The organism is Nonomuraea maheshkhaliensis, from assembly GCF_039529435.1.
GTDB classification, from domain to species: Bacteria; Actinomycetota; Actinomycetes; order Streptosporangiales; family Streptosporangiaceae; genus Nonomuraea; species Nonomuraea maheshkhaliensis.
Genome location: NZ_BAAAMU010000018.1, coordinates 49,820 through 65,683, shown reverse-complemented (window position 1 = coordinate 65,683; position 15,864 = coordinate 49,820). Strand labels below are relative to the sequence as shown.

At 69.8% G+C, this 15,864-nt stretch carries 9 protein-coding genes; 6 read left to right on the top strand and 3 right to left on the bottom strand.

Translation table 11 applies throughout. From position 1 onward, the window contains the following. Window positions 1-698: 698 nt before the first annotated feature. The 5 genes from ABFX54_RS14890 to ABFX54_RS14870 all read left to right on the top strand — a co-directional run bounded on the left by ABFX54_RS14890 (window position 699) and on the right by ABFX54_RS14870 (window position 8,981). Window positions 699-3,425 (top strand): beta-L-arabinofuranosidase domain-containing protein, encoded by a 2,727-nt coding sequence (locus ABFX54_RS14890; RefSeq protein ID WP_346105154.1) that lies wholly within the window; start codon window positions 699-701, stop codon window positions 3,423-3,425. Beyond that, entirely contained in the window at window positions 3,422-5,437 is a 2,016-nt protein-coding gene (locus ABFX54_RS14885; RefSeq protein WP_346105152.1) for an RICIN domain-containing protein, read from the top strand. The genes ABFX54_RS14890 and ABFX54_RS14885 overlap by 4 nt, the downstream gene beginning before the upstream one ends. A 15-nt stretch (window positions 5,438-5,452) precedes the next feature. Then, window positions 5,453-6,910 carry a non-reducing end alpha-L-arabinofuranosidase family hydrolase gene (locus tag ABFX54_RS14880; RefSeq protein ID WP_346105151.1) on the top strand — a complete coding sequence of 486 codons (1,458 nt, stop codon included), beginning with the start codon at window positions 5,453-5,455 and terminating at the stop codon, window positions 6,908-6,910. 109 nt (window positions 6,911-7,019) lie between these two features. Beyond that, the gene (locus ABFX54_RS14875) at window positions 7,020-8,663 is read left to right on the top strand and encodes a glycoside hydrolase family 27 protein (RefSeq protein ID WP_346105149.1); all 1,644 of its coding nucleotides are present in this window, start codon (window positions 7,020-7,022) and stop codon (window positions 8,661-8,663) included. A 159-nt stretch (window positions 8,664-8,822) separates the two neighbouring features. Next, the gene (locus tag ABFX54_RS14870) at window positions 8,823-8,981 is read left to right on the top strand and encodes a hypothetical protein (RefSeq protein WP_346105148.1); all 159 of its coding nucleotides are present in this window, start codon (window positions 8,823-8,825) and stop codon (window positions 8,979-8,981) included. Window positions 8,982-9,108: 127 nt separating this feature from the next. Here ABFX54_RS14870 and ABFX54_RS14865 read toward each other — a convergent pair whose 3' ends face one another. The 3 genes from ABFX54_RS14865 to ABFX54_RS14855 all read right to left on the bottom strand — a co-directional run bounded on the left by ABFX54_RS14865 (window position 9,109) and on the right by ABFX54_RS14855 (window position 15,355). Beyond that, entirely contained in the window at window positions 9,109-11,025 is a 1,917-nt protein-coding gene (locus ABFX54_RS14865; RefSeq protein ID WP_346105146.1) for a tetratricopeptide repeat protein, read from the bottom strand. A gap of 95 nt (window positions 11,026-11,120) precedes the next feature. Further along, window positions 11,121-11,678 (bottom strand): hypothetical protein, encoded by a 558-nt coding sequence (locus ABFX54_RS14860; protein WP_346105145.1) that lies wholly within the window; start codon window positions 11,676-11,678, stop codon window positions 11,121-11,123. Window positions 11,679-13,309: 1,631 nt separating this feature from the next. Then, the gene (locus ABFX54_RS14855; RefSeq protein WP_346105143.1) at window positions 13,310-15,355 is read right to left on the bottom strand and encodes a DNA/RNA non-specific endonuclease; all 2,046 of its coding nucleotides are present in this window, start codon (window positions 15,353-15,355) and stop codon (window positions 13,310-13,312) included. Between the two features lie 247 nt (window positions 15,356-15,602). Here ABFX54_RS14855 and ABFX54_RS14850 point away from each other — a divergent pair. Next, the coding region (locus ABFX54_RS14850) for a histidine kinase (protein WP_346105142.1) at window positions 15,603-15,864 on the top strand (262 nt) is incomplete at its 3' end.

The following is a 15,864-nucleotide window of genomic DNA, read 5'->3' as shown; positions in this document are numbered from 1 at the left end:
GCGGGCTCTGGACGGGCGCGCGGGCTCTGGACGGGCGCGCGGGCTCTGGACGGGCGCGCGGGCTCTGGACGGGCGTGCGGGCTCTGGACGGGTGGTGCACGGTGTCGCGGCCGACTTCCTGGAGGACGGTAAAGGCCTCTGACGCGACTCGTCAACCAGGCGCTGCCAGAAACTTAACTAAGATCATCGAGTTCGCACCAACGCTCCCCGGCCCACGCCGCCCGCGCCACGGAACGCGCTCCGCGGCATCGCACCCCGCACTCGGCAGACGCTTTTCACCACGTCAGGAGTGCTGCGGCAGCGTTCAGGACCGGCCCAGCGGGAAGATCCCAACCCGCCTCGCCGGCCACCGCGTACGCCCACCCGGCCGGGCGGCCCCGCCGATGCGGGCACGACTCCTCCGCAACGTAACTGCAGAATCCGTCGCAATTTATCTCTTGCCAACCGGTAACTCCTGTGAAACTTTCACTTGCACGGGCGGTGCGCCGTGATCTCCCCGGAGACGAGAAACCCCAGGCAGGACGGGCGTTCCCGCGAGTTCCGCGGCGCGGCCCGGGTCGGCAGGGGCGTCCCCTCGTTGACGTCAGGCCGGACCGTCGGATGTACTCCGCCACAGCGCCCTCACCGGAGGAGGCCCCCGTACCCCTGCAACTCGGAATGTTAGCGCTAACATTACGTTGGGAAGCCAAGGAGTCCGCATGTCCTTGAGCCGCCGCCGGCTTCTGCAGGCCGCGGGCGCGACCGCAGCGCTCTCGGCCACCGGCCAGTTGACCGGCATGTCCCCCGCCCTGGCCGCGATCCCCTGGGCCAGATCAGACCTCGGTGTGTCGGCCTACGAGTTCGATCTCGGCCAGGTCCGGCTGACCTCCGGCCGCCTCCTGGACAATCAGAACCGCACACTGAGCTACCTGCGCTTCGTCGACGTCGACCGGCTCCTGTACGTCTTCCGCGCCAACCACCGGCTGTCCACCGGCGGCGCGGCGGCCAACGGCGGCTGGGACGCGCCCACCTTCCCGTTCCGTTCCCACATGCAGGGCCACTTCCTGACGGCGTGGGCACAGGCGTACGCGGTGCTCGGTGACACCACCTGCCGGGACAAGGCCGTCCACATGGTGGCCGAGCTGGCGAAATGCCAGGCCAACAACGGCGCCGCCGGGTTCACCAGCGGTTACCTGTCCGGCTTTCCCGAGTCGGACATCACCGCCGTGGAGAACCGCACGCTGACCAACGGCAACGTGCCGTACTACTGCGTCCACAAGACCATGGCCGGGCTGCTGGACGTCTGGCGGCTGATCGGCGACACCCGGGCCAGGACCGTGCTGCTGGCCCTGGCGGGGTGGGTGGACGGCCGCACGTCCCGGCTGAGTGCCGGTCAGACGCAGGCCATGCTCGGCACCGAGTTCGGCGGCATGAACGCGGTGCTGACGGACCTGTACCAGATGACGGGCGACTCCCGCTGGCTGGCCACGGCCCGGCGGTTCGACCACGCGGCCGTGTTCGACCCGCTGGCCTCGGGCCAGGACCGGCTCGACGGCCTGCACGCCAACACGCAGGTGCCCAAATGGATCGGGGCGGCCCGCGAGTACAAGGCGACGGGCACGACCCGCTACCGGGACATCGCCGTCAACGCCTGGTCCATCACCGTCGGCGCGCACACGTACGCGAACGGCTCCAACAGCCGGGCCGAGCACTTCCGCGCCCCGAACGCGATCGCCGGCCATCTGACCAGGGACACCGGCGAGGCGTGCAACACCTACAACATGCTCAAGCTGACCCGGGAGCTGTGGCTGCTGTCACCCGGCCGGGCCGACTACTTCGACTACTACGAGAACGCCCTGTTCAACCACCTCCTCGGCCAGCAGCGCCCGGCCGACGCGCACGGGCACGTCACCTACTTCACCCCGCTCGACCCCGGCGGGCGCCGCGGCGTCGGCCCGGCCTGGGGCGGCGGCACCTGGAGCACGGACTACAACTCCTTCTGGTGCTGCCAGGGCACCGGGATCGAGACCAACACCAAGCTGATGGACTCGATCTACTTCCACGACGGCACCACCCTGTTCGTGAACCTGTTCGTGCCCTCCACGCTCGACTGGAGCGATCGCGGCATCACGATCACCCAGACGACCTCCTATCCCGCGAGTGACACCACGTCGCTGCGGGTCACCGGGAACGTGAGCGGGTCGTGGTCGATGCGCGTCCGCATCCCGGCCTGGACGCGGGACGCGACGATCAGCGTCAACGGCGTCCAGCAGAGCGTCGCCACGGCACCGGGCACCTACGCCGACCTCACCCGGTCGTGGACGGCGGGTGACACCGTGACCGTACGGCTGCCCATGCGGGTGGTCATGAAGGCCGCCAACGACGATCCGGATCTGCAGGCCGTCACCTACGGCCCGCTCGTGTTGTCGGGCGACTACGGCGACACCGCCCTGTCGGCGGCCCCCGTCCTGACCCCTTCCTCGATCTCCCGGACCAGCGCCTCCGCCCTGACCTTCACGGCCACGGCCGGTGGGGCGCAGGTGCGGCTGGAGCCGTTCTACAACGCCCACGACCACAACTACGTCGTCTACTGGAACACGAGCGGCAGGTCCGACGCGGGCGCGGCGAGCTTCCGGCTGCTCAACGCGGCCAGCGGCCTGGTACTCGGCATCGAGAGCATGTCCACCGCCGACGGGGGCCCGGCCCTGCAGTGGACCGACAACGGCACCGCCGACCACGACTGGATCCCGGTCGTCGACGGCGGCGCCCTGCGCTTCCGCAACGCCCACAGCGGCAAGGTGCTCGGCGTCGAGAACATGTCGACGGCCGACGACGCCCGTGTGCTCCAGTGGGGCGACACCGGCACCGCCGACCACCGCTGGACGGTCACCGACGCCGGCGACGGCTCCGTCAAGATCCGCAACGCGCACAGCGGCAAGCTGCTCGGCGTCCGGAGCGGCTCGACGGCCAACGGCGCCCAGGTGGTGCAGGATGCCGACAACGGCAGCCCGGACAACCAGTGGCGTTTCATGCCGAACGGCGCGCGCCGCCTGCAGAACGTGGGCACCGGCATGGTGCTCGGCGTCACCGGCATGTCCACGGCCGACGGCGCGCTCGTCGTCCAGTGGGGCGACAGCGGCACCGCCGACCACCTGTGGACGGCGGTCGCCGACGCCGGCGGCTACCTGCGGCTGCGTAACTCCCACAGCCAGAAGGTGCTGGGCGTGGAGAACATGGGCACCGCCGGCGGCTCGCGCGTCGTGCAGTGGGCCGACAACGGCACCGCCGACCACCGCTGGCGGCTGCGCTACGGGACGGGCGCCGCCTTCCGCGTCCAGTGCGCCAACGGTGGCCGGGTCCTCGGCCTGGCCGGCGCCGCGCAGGGCGCGCAGGTCGTGCTCGCCGACGACAACGGGGCCAACACCAATCTCTGGAGGTTCCTGTGAGGCGCCTGCTCGCGATCCTGTCGTCCCTGCTCCTCGTCGGGGTGTTCCTCCCGCCTCAGGCGTCGGCCGCGACGGTCGACACCAACGCCTGGTACGTGCTCGTCAACCGCAACAGCGGCAAGGCGCTGGACGTCTACAACCTGGCCACCGACGACGGCGCCCGCATCACCCAATGGAGCCGTAACAACCAGAACCAGCAGCAGTGGCAGTTCGTCGACTCCGGCGGCGGCTACTACCGCGTCAAATCCCGCCACTCCGGCAAGGTCCTCGACGTCTCCGGCTTCTCCACCGCCAACGGCGGCGCCATCGTCCAATGGGCCGACCTCAACGGCACCAACCAGCAATGGCGACTCGCCGACAGCAGCGACGGCCACGTCAGACTCATCTCCCGCCACAGCGGCAAAGCCCTCGAAGTCCAAGGCGCCGCCACCACCGACAACGCCAACATCGTCCAGTACGACGACTGGGGCGGCACCAACCAGCAATGGCAACTCGTCCGCGTGGACGGCGGCGGCAGCAGCGGCTTCAGCAACCCGGTCGTCTGGCAGGACTTCGCCGACGGCGACATCATCCGGGTCGGCGACGCCTACTACTACTCGGCCTCCACGATGCACTACTCGCCGGGCGCGCCGATCCTGCGCTCGTACAACCTGGTCGACTGGGAGTACGCCGGCCACTCGGTGCCGAGGCTCGACTTCGGGTCGGGCGCGTACGACCTCAACGGCGGCCGGGCGTACGTGAAGGGCATCTGGGCCTCGACCCTGAACTACCGGCCCAGCACCAGCACGTACTACTGGATCGGCTGCGTCGAGTTCAACCGCACCTACGTCTACACCGCCTCCGCCGTGGACGGCACCTGGACCAAGCGCTCGCAGATCAACAACTGCTACTACGACGCCGGCCTGCTGATCGACAACGACGACACCATGTACGTCGCCTACGGCAACGGCACCATCAGCGTCGCCCAGCTCTCGGCCGACGGGCTCGGCCAGGTGCGGGCCCAGCAGGTGTTCCAGACCCCGAGCAGCGTCGGCACCCTGGAGGGCGCCCGGTTCTACAAGCGGAACGGCTACTACTACATCTGGCTGACCCGCCCCGCCAACGGCCAGTACGTGCTCCGCTCCACCTCTCCGTGGGGCCCGTACGAGATGCGCCAGGTCCTGCTGAACCTGCCCGGCCCCATCTCCGGCGGCGGCGTCCCGCACCAGGGCGGGCTCGTCCAGACGCAGAACGGCGACTGGTACTACATGTCGTTCGTGGACGCCTACCCAGGCGGCCGCGTGCCCGCCCTCGCACCGATCATCTGGACCGGCGACTGGCCCACCCTCCAGACCGTCAACGGCGGCTGGGGAGCCACCTACCCCAAGCCGAACATCCAGACCAGCCGCACCGTCGCCTCCATGACCGGCCCCGACACCTTCACCTCGGGCAGTCTCGGCCATCGCTGGGAGTGGAACCACAACCCCGACACCAGCCGCTTCTCCACGGGTAACGGCCTGCGCCTGCAGACCGCGACCGTCACCGGCGACCTCTACAACGCCCGGAACACGCTGACCCACCGCATCCAGGGCCCGTCGTCCACGGCCACGATCGAGCTCGACTACACCCAGATGGGCAACGGCGACCGCGCCGGGCTGGCCATGCTGCGCGACCAGTCGGCCTGGATCGGCGTCAAACGCGACAACGGCGTCAACCGGGTCGTCATGACCAACGGCCTGACCATGAACAGCTCGTGGCAGACCACCGGCACCGGCACCGAGGCGGCGAGCGCGACCGTCTCGGGCGGCCGGATCTGGCTGCGGGCGACCGCCGACATCCGGCCGGGGTCCGGCCGGCAGGCCCGCTTCTCCTACAGCACCGACGGCAGCACGTTCGTGAGTCTCGGCCCGGCGTTCACCTTGAACAACGCCTGGCAGTTCTTCATGGGCTACCGCTTCGGGATCTTCAACTACGCCACCCAGTCCCTCGGCGGCGCGATCACCGTGCGCCGCTTCGACCTCACCACTCCCTGACCGAAAGGCACAGCCGTGAGATTCAGATTCCCGACCGTCCTGGCGGCGGTGGCCGCCTTACTGGCGAGCCTGCTCATCGCCACGCAACCCGCCGGCGCCGCCACCGTCGACACCAACGCCTGGTACGTGCTCGTCAACCGCAACAGCGGCAAGGCGCTGGACGTCTACAACCTGGCCACCAACGACGGCGCCCGCATCACCCAATGGAGCCGCAACAACCAGAACCAGCAGCAGTGGCAGTTCGTCGACTCCGGCGGCGGCTACTACCGCGTCAAATCCCGCCACTCCGGCAAGGTCCTCGACGTCTCCGGCTTCTCCACCGCCAACGGCGGCGCCATCGTCCAATGGGCCGACCTCAACGGCACCAACCAGCAATGGCGACTCGCCGACAGCAGCGACGGCCACGTCAGACTCATCTCCCGCCACAGCGGCAAAGCCCTCGAAGTCCAAGGCGCCGCCACCACCGACAACGCCAACATCGTCCAGTACGACGACTGGGGCGGCACCAACCAGCAATGGCAACTCGTCCGCGTGGACGGCGGCGGCGACCCCGGAAACCCCGGCACGTGCGACCTTCCGTCCTCCTACCGCTGGTCGTCGACCGGCGTGCTGGCGAACCCGCGGTCGGGCTGGGTCTCGCTCAAGGACTTCACCGTCGCCCCCTACAACGGCCGCCATCTCGTGTACGCCACCACCCACGACACGGGCACCCGGTGGGGCTCGATGAACTTCGGCCTGTTCGGCAACTGGTCGGAGATGGCCTCGGCGAGCCAGAACGCGATGTCCAACGCCACGGTCGCGCCCACGTTGTTCTACTTCGCGCCGCGGAACATCTGGGTGCTGGCCTACCAGTGGGGCGGCACCGCCTTCTCGTACCGCACCTCCAGCGACCCCACCAACCCGAACGGCTGGTCGGCGCAGCAGACGCTCTTCTCGGGCAGCATCTCCGGCTCCGGCACGGGCCCCATCGACCAGACGGTCATCGGTGACAGCACGAACATGTACCTGTTCTTCGCCGGCGACAACGGCAAGATCTACCGTGCCAGCATGCCGATCGGGAACTTCCCCGGCAGTTTCGGCAGCACCTCGACCGTGATCATGAGTGACAGCACGAACAACCTGTTCGAGGCCGTCCAGGTCTACAAGCTCCAGGGCCTGAACAAGTACCTGATGATCGTCGAGGCGATCGGTTCTCAGGGTCGCTACTTCCGCTCGTTCACCGCCACCAGCCTGAACGGCTCCTGGACGCCGCAGGCCGCCACCGAGTCGAACCCCTTCGCCGGCAAGGCCAACAGCGGCGCCACCTGGACCAACGACATCAGCCACGGCGAGCTCATCCGGACCAGCGCCGACCAGACCTTCACCGTCGACCCCTGCAACCTGCAGCTCCTCTACCAGGGCCGCAGCCCCAGCTCCGGCGGCGACTACGGCCTGCTGCCCTACCGGCCGGGCCTGCTGACGCTGCAACGATGACGGCCTGACCCGTTCCGCCCTGGTCCTTCAGCGAACCGGGTCCTGGACACGGCGTCTGGGAGCTTCAGCCGTGTCCGGGACCCACGCCCCCCACTGAGGAGAGACATCGATGACCAGCAGGAGACGAACGCGCTTCTCCCTCGCCCTGACCACGATGCTGACCCTGACGGCAGCGGCCGTCGCGGTCGGCCCGTCCCTGCCGGCGCAGGCGCTGGAGAACGGCGTGGGCCGCACACCGCCGATGGGCTGGAACACCTGGAACACCTTTGGGTGCAACATCAGCGAGACGCTGATCAAGCAGACGGCCGACGCGATCGTCGGCTCCGGCATGCGCGACCTGGGCTACCAGTACGTCGTGGTCGACGACTGCTGGTTCGACCCCAACCGCGACTCATCCGGAAACCTCCAAGCCAACCTGTCCCGGTTCCCGAGCGGCATGAAGGCGCTCGGCGACTACCTGCACGCCAGGAACCTGAAGTTCGGCCTCTACCAGGCGCCGCTGGACCGGACCTGTGCCCAGTACTTCGGCTCCTACCCGGGCGCGACCGGCAGTCTCGGCCACGAGGTCCAGGACGCCCGGCAGTTCGCCGCCTGGGGCGTCGACTACCTCAAGTACGACTGGTGTTCCCCCACCGGCACCATCGACGACCAGGTGCGCACCTTCGCGAAGATGCGCGACGCGCTGGCCGCCACCGGCCGGCCGATCCTCTACAGCATCAACCCCAACAGCATCCACGAGAAGACCGGCCCGCAGCGCGACTGGGGCGACGTCGCCAACATCTGGCGCACGACCGAGGACATCACCAACGCCTGGAACACAGGGCAGACCAACGGGTACCCGATGGGCATCCAGAACATCGTCAATGTCAACGTCCCGCTCGCCGGCCGCGCCCGGCCGGGGCAGTTCAACGACCCCGACATGATGGTCGTCGGCCGGGGCGGCATGAACGACACCGAGATGCGCAGTCACTTCGCCCTCTGGGCCGTCATGGCCGCCCCGCTCATCGCCGGCAACGACGTCCGCAACATGGACAACGCCACTTCGGCGATCCTCAAGAACGCGAACCTCGTCGCCATCAACCAGGACCCGCTCGGTCTGCAGGCCACCCAGGTCAGCAATGACGGCACCCGCCGCGTCCTGGCTAAACGGCTGAACAACGGCGACGTCGCGGTCGCCCTGTTCAACCAGGGCGGCAGCACCACCACGATCAGCACCACCGCCTCCGCCATCGGCCTGACCGGCGGCCCGTTCACGCTCCGTGACGCCTGGACGAACGCCGTCACCACGACGACCGGCGCCATCTCGGCGAGCGTCCCCGCACACGGCACCGCTGTGTACCGGGTCAGCGGCGGCACCCCCGCCCCGTCCGCCACCCGCCTCCAGGGCGCCGGCTCCGGCCGGTGCCTCGACGTGACCGGCGCCTCCCAGGCCAACGGCACCCAGGTGGTCATCTGGGACTGCCACCAGCAGACCAACCAGCAATGGACGAGCACGGCCGCCGGTGAACTGCGCGTCTACGGCACCAAGTGCCTGGACGTCGACAACGCCGGCACCGCCGACGGCACCGGCGTCATCATCTGGGACTGCAACGGCCAGAGCAACCAGAAATGGCGCTTCAACACGGACGGCAGCATCACCGCGGTCGGCGCGAACAAGTGCCTGGACGTAGCGGGCAACGCCACGGCCAACGGCACCAGACTGCAAATCTGGACCTGCACAGGCGCCGCCAACCAACGCTGGTCACGCACGTAGGGGCCGCCCGCAGGTGAAGCGGACCGGTAGCCCTTACGGTGGGTACCGGATGGTCCTCCGGAGATCAGCTGTCCGCCGAACCGGGCCGATTCCGCGTCGGAGGTGACAGCGGTTCCTGGAAGGGGCTGAGCGGCACCGGCCCACGTGGATGTGGCGCGCGTGGAGGTCGGGGTAGCGTTCTCGGAGCATCGCCAGCGGCAACAATGGGTCGCCGCGTGGATCCGCGATCATGGCGTGGAAGAGGGTGCCGCGAGCGCGCTGCTGAGCAGGTTCGGTGAACATGAAAAAGCGTCGGGCTGGGAGATCGCCGACGCGTGATCAACTATATCCGACGTCCTCCGAAGGAGCCGCACGAACAGCGGTCCGGGGACCCGGGCCGAGATCGCAAGCACGTTTGCGAACGGCCATCTCGCGCGATTACTCCCCGCAACCGCGCGGACTCCTTTCAGCGGCCGGACCGGGATCTGAAGTGGGTGAGTCTGGCGAGGTCCTTGCGCACGTCAGGATGGTCGCGGCCCTGGACGCGGACACGTACCGGAATCAGTTCCTCATACAGCTCGCAGGCCCTCTCCGGATCGCCGGCCGCGCCGGTCCAGCGGGCCAGTGCGGCGCGGACGATGAGGGTCTCCGGGTGCTCGGGGCCCGAGACCCGGTCGCGATCGCGGGCGACGGCGGTCAGCAGGTCGCGGGCGACGGCCGGGTCGCCGGCCCGGCCGCACCAGTGGGCGTGGTTGGCGCGGATGGTGAGGGTGTCGTGGCGGTCCGCGCCGTAGACGCGGACCGCGACCGGGATGAGGGTGGCCAGCCGGTCGCGGGCAGCTTCGGCGTCGCCTGCCTCGCCGGTCTGCCAGGCCAGGTTGCTGATGGTCTGGAGGGTTTCGGGGTGTTCGGGGCCGGACACGCGCTCGCGGAGGGGGAGGAGTTCGGCGCACAGGTCGCGGGCGGCCGCGGCATCGCCGGACTTGCCGGTCCAGAACGCCAGGCGGTCCCAGGCGGTCAGGGTGTCCTCGTGTGTCACGCCCAGCACGCGTTTGCGCCCTTCCAGGACGTCGGCGTACTGCTCGCGGGCGGTCTGGAAGTCTCCGGCCAGTCCGATCACGAAGGCGACGTCGTCCATCGACCACAGGGTGTCCGGGTGGTCGGGGCCGAGGCGCTCCAGACGGGTGGCCAGCACCCGTTCGTGCAGCAGGCGGGAGGTGGGATAGTCACCGCTCCAGGCCAGGAACTCGGCGACGCGGCGGAAGGCGGGCTCGAAGGGGTCGAGCGCGGCGGCGACGTGCGGCAGCAGCCGGGCGAAGGCCGGCCAGTCCTTGCGGTGCTCGGGCACCTCGGGGACCGCCGCGGCCAGCACCCCCGCCGCGGCGGCGCGCCATTCCCGCTGCTCTGCCACATGGTCCAGGACCACCAGCCGGACCAGCCGGTGCACGGACATGCTCCCGTCTCCGACGGGCCGGATCAGGGAGAATGCCCGCAGCGCCCGTACGGCGTCGTCCACCGCCGCGTCGTCGTCGAGCAGCGATCCCAGCAGGGTCCGTGCCTGCGCCGTGGGCGAGGCGGCCGGGAGCAGCAGGCGCAGCGGGATGTCGTCGGGGGCGAGGCAGGCGAAGAAGCGCAGCATCGCGATGGCCTCGGGGTTGCGGCCGGCCAGGCGGTCCAGGGCCAGCGTCCAGGTCGCGGAGACCGGCTGGTCGTACTCCCAGGGGCGACCCCTGCTCAGCAACTCGGTGCGACGCCGGCGTAGCAGGGCCAGGTACTCCCTCAGTGTTCGTCCGGTTTCGAGGGTGTACGCCGCCGCCTGCTCCAGAGCGAGCGGCAGCAGTCCCAGTTCCCTGGCCACCTCGGCGGAGGAGCCGGGGTCGTCGTCCCCGGTCCTGGTCCGCAGGAAGTCGGCGGCGACCTCGGGTCCGAGCGTGTGCACCTCGATGCCCAGCGTGGGTGGCCAGTGGGCGTACCGGCTGGTGATCAGCACGTGCCCGTGCCCGGCGGGAGGCAGCACCCGGCGGATCGCCCCGGGATCGGTGACGTTGTCCAGGACGAGCAGCCACGGCCCGGGGTGGACGGCCAGGGCGGCATGCACCTGGGCAGCCGGATCGGCGCCGTCGACCATACCGCGTACCCCCAGGAGCAGCGCCAGTTCCGACAGGCCGTTCGACAGCACGACCTCGTCCTCCGCCGCGAACTGCCACACCAGGCGGTAACCGCTCTGGTGCCGATACGCGTACTCCAGCGCCGTGCTCGTCTTGCCCACCCCGCCCAGACCGTGCAGCACCACCACCGCGGGCAGCGTGCCCGCCGCACGGAACCGCTGCTCGATCCCGGCCAGCAACGTCTCACGCCCGGCCAGCCGCAGCGGCCGGGGCATCAGCCGTACGGGACGCGCCGGAGCCGCCGGCCGCTCCTGGTACAGCGTCCCGATCGCGATCCCGCCGCGATCGGCCTGGACAACCCCGGGACCGGTCAGGTGTCGAACGGCCCCGGCCGGGGAGGGTTTCCTGAGGACACCGACTCCTCCGCAAACACCGGGCCCCCGGTGGACACCTGGTTTCCCGTCGTCCCCGGACCTGCCGTCGCCGCCTGGCCTCCCGTCGCCGCCTGGCCTCCCGTGTACACCGACCCGTGGATCACTCCTGCCGCGACGCCGCCGTGCGCCGCTTCGATCCTGATGGAGCCACCGGCCGCCAGTCCATGATCACCGGCCTGCGCTCCTCCGGACGGTCGCAGTTCACCGACCAGACGTTCCAGTTCGGCGGCGAACGCCGGATCGTTCTCCGCCGCCTCCTCCAGCGCCAGCTGCAGCCGCTGCCGTGTCCGCGGGCTCTCCCGCCCGTCTTCCGTCTCCTCCGCGAGCTGCGTCAAGGCGGGCTCGTTCCCCAGCCGCTCGGCCACGACCTCGTGCAACCGGTCCATCCCGGCGTCGATGGCCAGATCCACTTCCTCATCGGCCCGCCGGAACACCCGACCGAACTTCTGCACCAAGTAGCCCACCACGTACCCGGCCAGCATCTCCAGCTCCATGCCCACCTCCTCTTGGCTATCGCGCTGCTCTCCCCCGCTGTTTCGTTCGCCACCCCGGACGCCTCAGCAGCAGAAGCAGCCCGCCCCACGATCCTCAGCCGAGGATGCCCGGTCGCAGCCGATGGCGAGCGGCCGCGCGATCCTTGGCGCCAAGCTTGCCGGGCATGTGAGTGAGACGGCTCTCTCGACGGTGGCCCGCTGATGAACAGCAGCACCGTGATTACCCGCGCTGAACAGCGACTCAGCGATCTCCCCTGTTGAACAGCACCGCGGCGACCTCCCGAGCTGGACAGCGACTCGGCGATCTCCCGATTGGAGAAACCCTTGGCGACCAGGCGCAACATGTCGCGCACGCGGCTGCTCATCGTGTCGTCGTCGGCGAGCACACCCGGGGAGACGAACCGGGCGGCGATCTCCGGGGACAGCACGCCACGGCCGTACGCGGCGGCCCGTACGGTGTCGAACAGTTCGTCGCGCGGAGCGTGCTCGTGCGGTTAGCCGGTGTCGCGGAGCATGCTTGAGCAGGTGGCCGGTTCTGATCTCCGCGAGGGTGCCGGAGTCGGTGTCGGACGTGGTGAGAGCATCAGCACCCTGGCCCGCGCACTGCGACAGGACAGCAACGCGATTGCCTCTGCCCATAACGCATCCTCCTGATCACAGATGGTGCAGGCGACCAGCGGGGACGCATCGTCGGGTTTGTCATCGCCTTCGTCGTGGTCGCCTCCAGCGCCGTCCCGCCGCGGACCTCGCGTCTCGGCTGAATGTGACCGTCACCGGCGCCGTGGGAGGTCGCCCCACAGGCTCCGATGTGGCCGCGTCGTGATCGCTTACGGGCGTGGCGGGCTGATCGCGTACGGGTTCGGTGGGCGGAGAAGGACCGTGTGGAATGAGTTTGGGCATCAGCCAGTACATCGCGGCCATGAGGCCGGCCGTGCCGGCGATGGCTGTCAGCGCGACAAGGCCCGGCAGCCGAGGGTCGGTCGCCGAGTCGCCCCGGCCTCTGGAGGTGTGGCCGGAGTAGCTGTCCCGTTCGCCTTCACCTGACTTCGAGCTCCCGTCTGACTTCGGACTTCCGTCGTCCTTACCGGCGGGCTGAAACGCCTCCGACCTATGCTCCCCCGGGGCCGGCCCTGCGGCCTCGTCCGTAGTGGACTTGCTCGGCGCCTTTTCACCATCCCGCGGGTTCCTGCCCGTACTGGTACGAGACCGGCCGGAGGGTCGATCCCGACCGGGCCGAGCCCGTAGCGCGTTGTCATCGCGGTCATCGTCGCCCCCTCCCTCACCGTCGTCATCGTCATCGTCATCCGCCGCGACGAACAGGACGTCGGCCACAGGCATCGGCTGAGAAGCCGGCCGGCCGGCGGACGTCGGACCGCCGGCGACAACGAGAGCGACTGCGGCCAGAGGCAGCACCCACCGCAATCCGCTCACCACCGCACACCCCTCATCTCTCGGCTACGCCCATCCTGACCTGCGGTGATTGGACCATGGTGAGCCGTACATGAGAACACCCTCATCTGGATGGCCCCGGCAGCGACGAAGTCGGGTCTGTCCAGTGAACTGAACAGACCCGACCAGGACGCGGGCTGCGTCGGGCCGCGGGCTCCGGATGCTTTCCGGTGCCGTCCCGTTCAGAGGGTGAGTTGGCGCAGGTGGGTGATCTCCCTGGCTGTGGTGGCCACTTCCATGCGGGCCAAGGGGTCGGCGTCGGCGAGGGTGCCGAAGGACAGCCGGGTGAGATCTTCGATGCGCCGGATCGGGACCTGGTAGGTCTTGTAGGCGCCGTAGGAGAACTCCCCGGGAACGGCTTCCAGGCCGTCGATGAGGTGGTCCTGGCTGAGCAGGTAGCCGGTGGCCGACAACCCGCCGTCGTGTTTGACCATCACCACAATCTTCCAGTACTGGCGGGGCAGCTGGACGCCTCGATACGGGTCGTCGTCGGCCGCCAGGACCGGACCGGTGAAGACGCTGACCTTCAGGTCGCGGTTGTCGGCGTTGTCAAGGATGTAGTCCTCCAGTCCGGCCCAGGTGGTCTGGTTCTGGTTGAAGTCCTTGTGCTGCGGAGTGCAGTTGGTGAAGTGGAAGGTGTCGTCGTTGCCGGACTTGGCGACCGCGAGGCTGGCTCCCCACGCGGGGTCCAGGCGGCGGACCAGGTGGCCCCGGTCGAGGGGGTTGTCGCGGTAGACGTCCTCGCCGGTCTGCTGGCTGTCGGGCAGGCGCGGGTCGAAGATCCAGCGGTCGGGGTCGCGGCGGATGCGCAGGCTGGTCGGGCCGTCGATGTTGACCGCCGTGAAGAAGGCCAGCCGCCGCTGCCGGTTCATCACCACGCTGAAGTGGTGGTAGTTCAGCACGTGCGACTGCCCGTCTCCGGGCTGCCGGCTGACTGCCGCCAGCGAGAGGAGATCGGGGGGCAGCGTGGGCAGCGCGACCCGGTGCCCGCCCGGCAGGAAGTCCGGGTCGTAACCGCGACGACCGGAATAGTCCGGATCTATCTGGATCGCCTCCGGCACCGCCATGGACGGGCCGTCCACGGCGATCGGCCCGGCGAGGTGAACGGTGACGGGGGCGGTCAAGGTGAGCGTCAGCGGCGCCTGCCCCAGCGCCGGCTCGGCCGGCCGGCTGAGCGAGCCGTTCATCGAGCCGTTGGTCGAAGCGGGCGGAGCCGACGGAGCGGTCGAAGCGGGCGGAGCCGACGGGAGGGGCATGCGTTCGGCGAGCAACCGGTCGAGCAGGGCCCGCTGCTCCGGCGGGAACGGCTGGCGGCGCAGGACGTCCAGCAGGCGGCTGATGCGCACCCCTTCGTTGATGAACCCGCCGAACTCGTCGTGCTCGGGCGCGGGAACGGCGGCGTGGTGCAGGGCCACGAGCTCCCACTGGTCGTTGAAGACCGGCGAGCCGGAGGAGCCGGGCTCGGTGTCGGTCTGGTAGTGCAGGAACGACTCCAGGACGTCCACGATCCGGTTCTCCCGCAGCGCGACCTGCTTCTTCTCCCCGCCCGGATGCTGAATGATCGTGACGAAGTCGCCGACGATGGCCTTGCCCTCGGGAGCCACCAGCCGGTTGAACCCGAACCTGGCCAGCTCTCCCGGGGCGGCCTTCACCGCCACCAGCGCGAAGTCCAGCTCCCGGTCGGCGAAGAAGAACCGGCCGGGATCCAGCGGGAATGCCTGCAGCGGCCGTGGGCTGCCGTCGACACCGTCCTGGTAGTCGAACTCGATGCTGCTGCGACCCGCCGTGCCGGCATCGCCCAGCACGTGGTGGTTGGTGAGCAGCAGCTCCGGGCAGACCAGCGATCCGGTGCCGTACCCGTCCAGCCGCCCGCGCTCGTCGCGCACGACCACCCGCCCGACCGCTCGCGCCGCCGCCGCCCCGCCTTCGAGATAGCCGACCGGAAGCAGGTCGTTGGTCTGGATGATCCGCTCCAGCACCGCCACCGCCGCGGTCACGGCGGCCGGGTCCGCGGCGGTGAGGGCGGCGGGATCGATCGGGTGGATGTCACGGTAGTGGTGGCTGAGCCGATCGATGCGGGTGGCCACCCGTACCGGCTCATCTGCCCGGGCGATCCCGCCCGGCTCGGCGAGCAGGGCGATCTGCCGCCGGCGCTGCTCGGTCCTGCGGGCCACCCGCGCCGCCGTGTCCTCCCGCACCCCGGCGGGCGCTCCATCGATCACAACCATGCCCTGCCCCCATCCCCCGATGCACGGCCGGCGCTTCCCGGCCGCGGGCGTTATGCCCCGACCAAGGTCATGGAAGTCTCCCCAACCCCTCTGACCTGCATATATATCCCGACTCACAGGTAGGCGAGCACCTCTCGGACGGTGAGGCGGGAGGCGCGGGCAGCGGCGGCGCCGCCAGCAGCTCGCCGAGCTGCGGCAGCGTGCCGCGGACGCCGAACGCCAGGCCGAGGAGGAACGGCTGCGCGCGGTGCGGGAGGCCGAGGCCGAACGCCGGCGGGCGGTGCGGGAGGCCGAACGGGAGCGGCGGCTCGCCGTCGCCGAAGAACGTGCCCGGATCGCCCGCGACCTGCACGATTCGGCCGGCCACACGATCAGCCTGATCGCCGTGCGCGCGGGCGCCGCCCGGCTGCGCCAGGACGGGGACGTACGAGCCCTGGAGGCGATCGAGGAGCTGGCCAGGCAGACGGTCTCGGACATCGACCAGCTGGTCGGGTCCCCTGCGCGAATAC